Annotated in this window: 4 protein-coding genes; 1 reads left to right on the top strand and 3 read right to left on the bottom strand. The window is 63.0% G+C overall.

The window, feature by feature from the left end; all coding sequences use genetic code 11:
* A partial coding sequence (locus EN884_RS30005; protein WP_128360915.1) for a bifunctional [glutamine synthetase] adenylyltransferase/[glutamine synthetase]-adenylyl-L-tyrosine phosphorylase occupies positions 1-2,132 on the top strand: 2,132 nt, incomplete at its 5' end.
* Positions 2,133-2,191: 59 nt separating this feature from the next.
* On the opposite strand, the gene EN884_RS30000 is transcribed toward EN884_RS30005, so the two are convergent.
* The 3 genes from EN884_RS30000 to EN884_RS29990 form a co-directional block, all read right to left on the bottom strand.
* A complete protein-coding gene (locus tag EN884_RS30000; RefSeq protein ID WP_245478666.1) occupies positions 2,192-2,500 on the bottom strand; it encodes a hypothetical protein in 309 nt (102 codons plus the stop codon).
* A gap of 121 nt (positions 2,501-2,621) precedes the next feature.
* Complete coding sequence (locus EN884_RS29995; protein ID WP_013532628.1) at positions 2,622-2,882, bottom strand: type II toxin-antitoxin system prevent-host-death family antitoxin; 261 nt, start codon at positions 2,880-2,882, stop codon at positions 2,622-2,624.
* A 107-nt stretch (positions 2,883-2,989) separates the two neighbouring features.
* Positions 2,990-3,481 (bottom strand): ATP-binding protein (locus EN884_RS29990; protein ID WP_245492007.1); only part of this gene is annotated, 492 nt, incomplete at its 5' end.

Genomic DNA, 3,481 nt, shown 5'->3' with positions numbered 1-3,481 from the left:
ACTATGAGGCGCGCGGCCAGAACTGGGAGCGCGCCGCCATGATCAAGGCACGTCCGGTGGCTGGCGATCTGGCCGCGGGCGCTACCTTCCTCAAGGAGCTTCAGCCCTATATCTGGCGCAAATACATGGATTACGCGGCGATTGCCGACGTCCATTCGATCAAGCGTCAGATCCACGCCCACAAGGGCCATGGTGAGATCGCGGTCAAGGGCCACAACGTCAAGCTCGGCCGCGGCGGCATTCGCGAGATCGAGTTCTTCGTCCAGACCCAGCAGCTTATCGCCGGCGGACGCTTCCCTGAACTGCGTGGCCGCGAGACCGTGCCGATGCTCGGCGAGCTTGCGACACGCGGCTGGATCACCACCGAGGCGCGCGATGCGCTCGCCCGCCAGTACTGGTTCCTGCGCCGCGTCGAACATGCCGTGCAGATGGTTGCCGACGAGCAGACCCACACGCTGCCGGAAGATGATGAAGGCTTGGAGCGCATCGCCCGCATGCTCGCCTTTGCCGATGCTTCTGCCTTTTCCCAGGCGTTTCGCGCCTCGTTGCAGCAGGTCGAACGCCACTACGCGGCACTGTTCGAAACAGCACCCGAACTGTCGACAGGCATCGGCAATCTCGTCTTCACCGGCGATGTCGACGATCCCGATACGCTGCAGACCTTGCACGGCCTCGGCTTCCAGCGGCCAAGCGACATCTGCCGCGTCATCCGAGGCTGGCATTTCGGTCGCTATCGCGTCACCCAGTCGGCGGAGGCGCGCGAGCGGCTGACGGAATTGACGCCGGCGCTGCTGCGCTCCTTCGGCCAGACGCGCCGGGCCGACGAAGCGCTGATGCGCTTCGACGAATTTCTCGCCGGCCTGCCGGCCGGCATCCAGCTGTTTTCCCTGCTGCAGTCCAATCCGGCCCTGCTCAAGCTCCTGGCAACGATCATGGGTGCGGCGCCCCGGCTGGCGGCGATCATCACCCGCCGGCCGCATGTCTTCGATGGTCTGCTCGACCCGGCCTTGCTGACGGAGCTACCGGACCGCGCCTATCTGTCGGCACGGCTTTCCGCCTTTGTCGAGGGCGACCGGCTTTATGAGGACGTGCTCGACCGGCTGCGCATTTTTGCTTCCGAGCAGAAATTCCTGATCGGCGTCCGGCTGCTCGCCGGCTCGATCGATCCGGCGCGCGCCGGCCGCGCCTTCTCCGATCTGGCGGATCTCACCATCGAGGCTGCGTTGCAGGCGGTGACGGCCGAATTCGCGGCGCGCCACGGCACCATTGCCGGCGGCGTGGTTGCGCTGCTCGGCATGGGCAAGCTCGGCAGCCGCGAGCTGACCGCCGGATCGGATGTCGACCTGATCCTGCTTTACGACCACGCGCCGGACGCCGAGGAGTCCGATGGCGACAAGCCGCTGGCGCCTTCGCATTACTACACCCGCATGACGCAGCGGCTGATCGCAGCTGTGTCGGCGCCGACGGCGGAGGGCGTGCTCTACGAACTCGACCTGCGCCTGCGGCCATCAGGCAACAAGGGTCCTGTGGCGACCCATATCGATGCCTTCAAGAAATACCAGCGCCAGGAAGCCTGGACCTGGGAGCACATGGCGTTGGCACGCGCGCGCGCCATAGCTGGCGACGCCAGCCTGTGCAGTGAGGTTGAAGCGGAAGTGGCGGCGGTGCTTGGTCAGCCGCGCGACGCCGCAAAGGTGATGGCCGAGGCCTCGGAGATGCGGGCTATGATCGAGAAGGAAAAGCCGCCGCGCGACCTGTGGGACATCAAGCTGATCCCCGGCGGCCTGATCGATCTCGAATTCATCGCCCAAGTCGCTGTCATCACCGGGCAGGTAGGCGCCGGGCCGCGCGTTACCGGTACCGCCGAAATCCTTTCGCGCCTGTCACCGGGCTTCGCCAATGCCGGGGCGAGGCAGGAGCTTTTCGACGCCTATGCGCTCTATCTGGCGCTGACCCAGATGACGCGGCTGTGCCTTACCGGAGCCTTCGAGCGCGACGACGTTCCGCCGGGGCTTTCGGATCTGCTTCTGGCGGTGACCGACCTGCCGGATTTCGGTGTGCTCGAAGCACACCTCAAGGAGACGTCGCAGAAGGTCAGGAAGGATTTCGACCTTTTGCTTCGTGCGGGATGACCGGGAAGCGATCGTCCCTTGGAATCGGGGACGTTTCGTGGTCCTCCAGTCTCATGCAGCTACTCTGTTCGCCGAATCTGCTGCAGCGCCCGGCTTGCGTGAGACTGCAAAATCCGGTCGCGCAGATAGGCATAGAAACGCGGCGGCAGCATGCCATAGTCGAATCGGGACGGTTTGCTCCCCGCGATAGGCCTGAGATCGGGACCCGGCCAGAGGAAATGATTGGTTTCGGTGACGACGATCCATGATGGCGTGTCATCGAGGCCGAGATAGGCTTTGAGGGGCGCAGGTATTTCTACTGCATCGGCAGGATCTGCTGGTGGCGAGTGTGTGACCGGAACGACCGTTATGACTTCACGGCCCTCCACGACCGCGCGGCGACAATGGCGCATGATCGGTTTTTGCGACCTTCTTCGGCACCCTTTTCGTGTTCTCTCACCCAGAGGTAAGAATAGGAAATCACCAGACCCGGGATAGGTTTGGGCAGGCTCACGGTGTCCAGTCTTTGAGCATTGCATCAAGCCCGGCATATTCGCTCGATACGGCGCTTTCGGCGATGGCGTTAAGCGTCTCGTCGTCCAGCTCTTCCACAGGACGGGCGACCCGTCCCTTGACCAAGACCTCGAACATCGCCGCCGACAGGAGTACCGTGTGGGTCCGGCCATTCTTTGTGATTGCGACCGGCGCACGCTGGGCAGCATCCTGAAAACGCCCGACATTCTGCTGGAATTCCGTTGAAGTCACTCGCATGACAAGGCCTTTCTTTTTTATCCAAAATAGATAAAATAGATAACTTTGTCAAAGCGTTTCACCTCGCGTCCACGAGGTGGATCAGGCCTGGGATGGTGATAAAAACTTCACGCTGCAACCTTGACGGCCAGCACGCTCTTCTTCACCGGAATGCGCACCGACACGATAGTGCCGACACCTTCGCTCGACCGGATCTTCAGCGCGCCGCCCTGAAGCTCGGCCAGCGAACGTGAGATGGCAAGGCCAAGGCCGGACCCGGCATGGCTCTTGGAGAACTGGTTCTGCACCTGTTCGAACGGCCGTCCGAGCTTTCCGAGCGCCTCCTTGGGGATGCCGCAGCCATTGTCCTCGATCGTCAGCACCAGCGCGCCGGATGTGTTGCGGGCCCTGACCGATATGTGGCCGCCGTGGCCGGTGAACTTCACCGCATTGGACAAAAGGTTGATGACGATCTGCTTGATCGCACGGCGATCGGCGACCAGCGTCAGCGCATCGGCAATGCGCGTTTCCACGGAGATGGCCTTTTGCGCCGCCTGCAGCGAAACGACGCGTACGGTTTCGCTGATCAGCGCAACCGTGCGCGTCGTTTCCCTGCAGGC

Source organism: Mesorhizobium sp. M7A.F.Ca.AU.001.01.1.1, assembly GCF_004022735.1.
In the GTDB taxonomy this organism is placed as follows: Bacteria; Pseudomonadota; Alphaproteobacteria; order Rhizobiales; family Rhizobiaceae; genus Mesorhizobium; species Mesorhizobium ciceri.
This window is presented reverse-complemented; position numbering and strand designations above follow the sequence as displayed.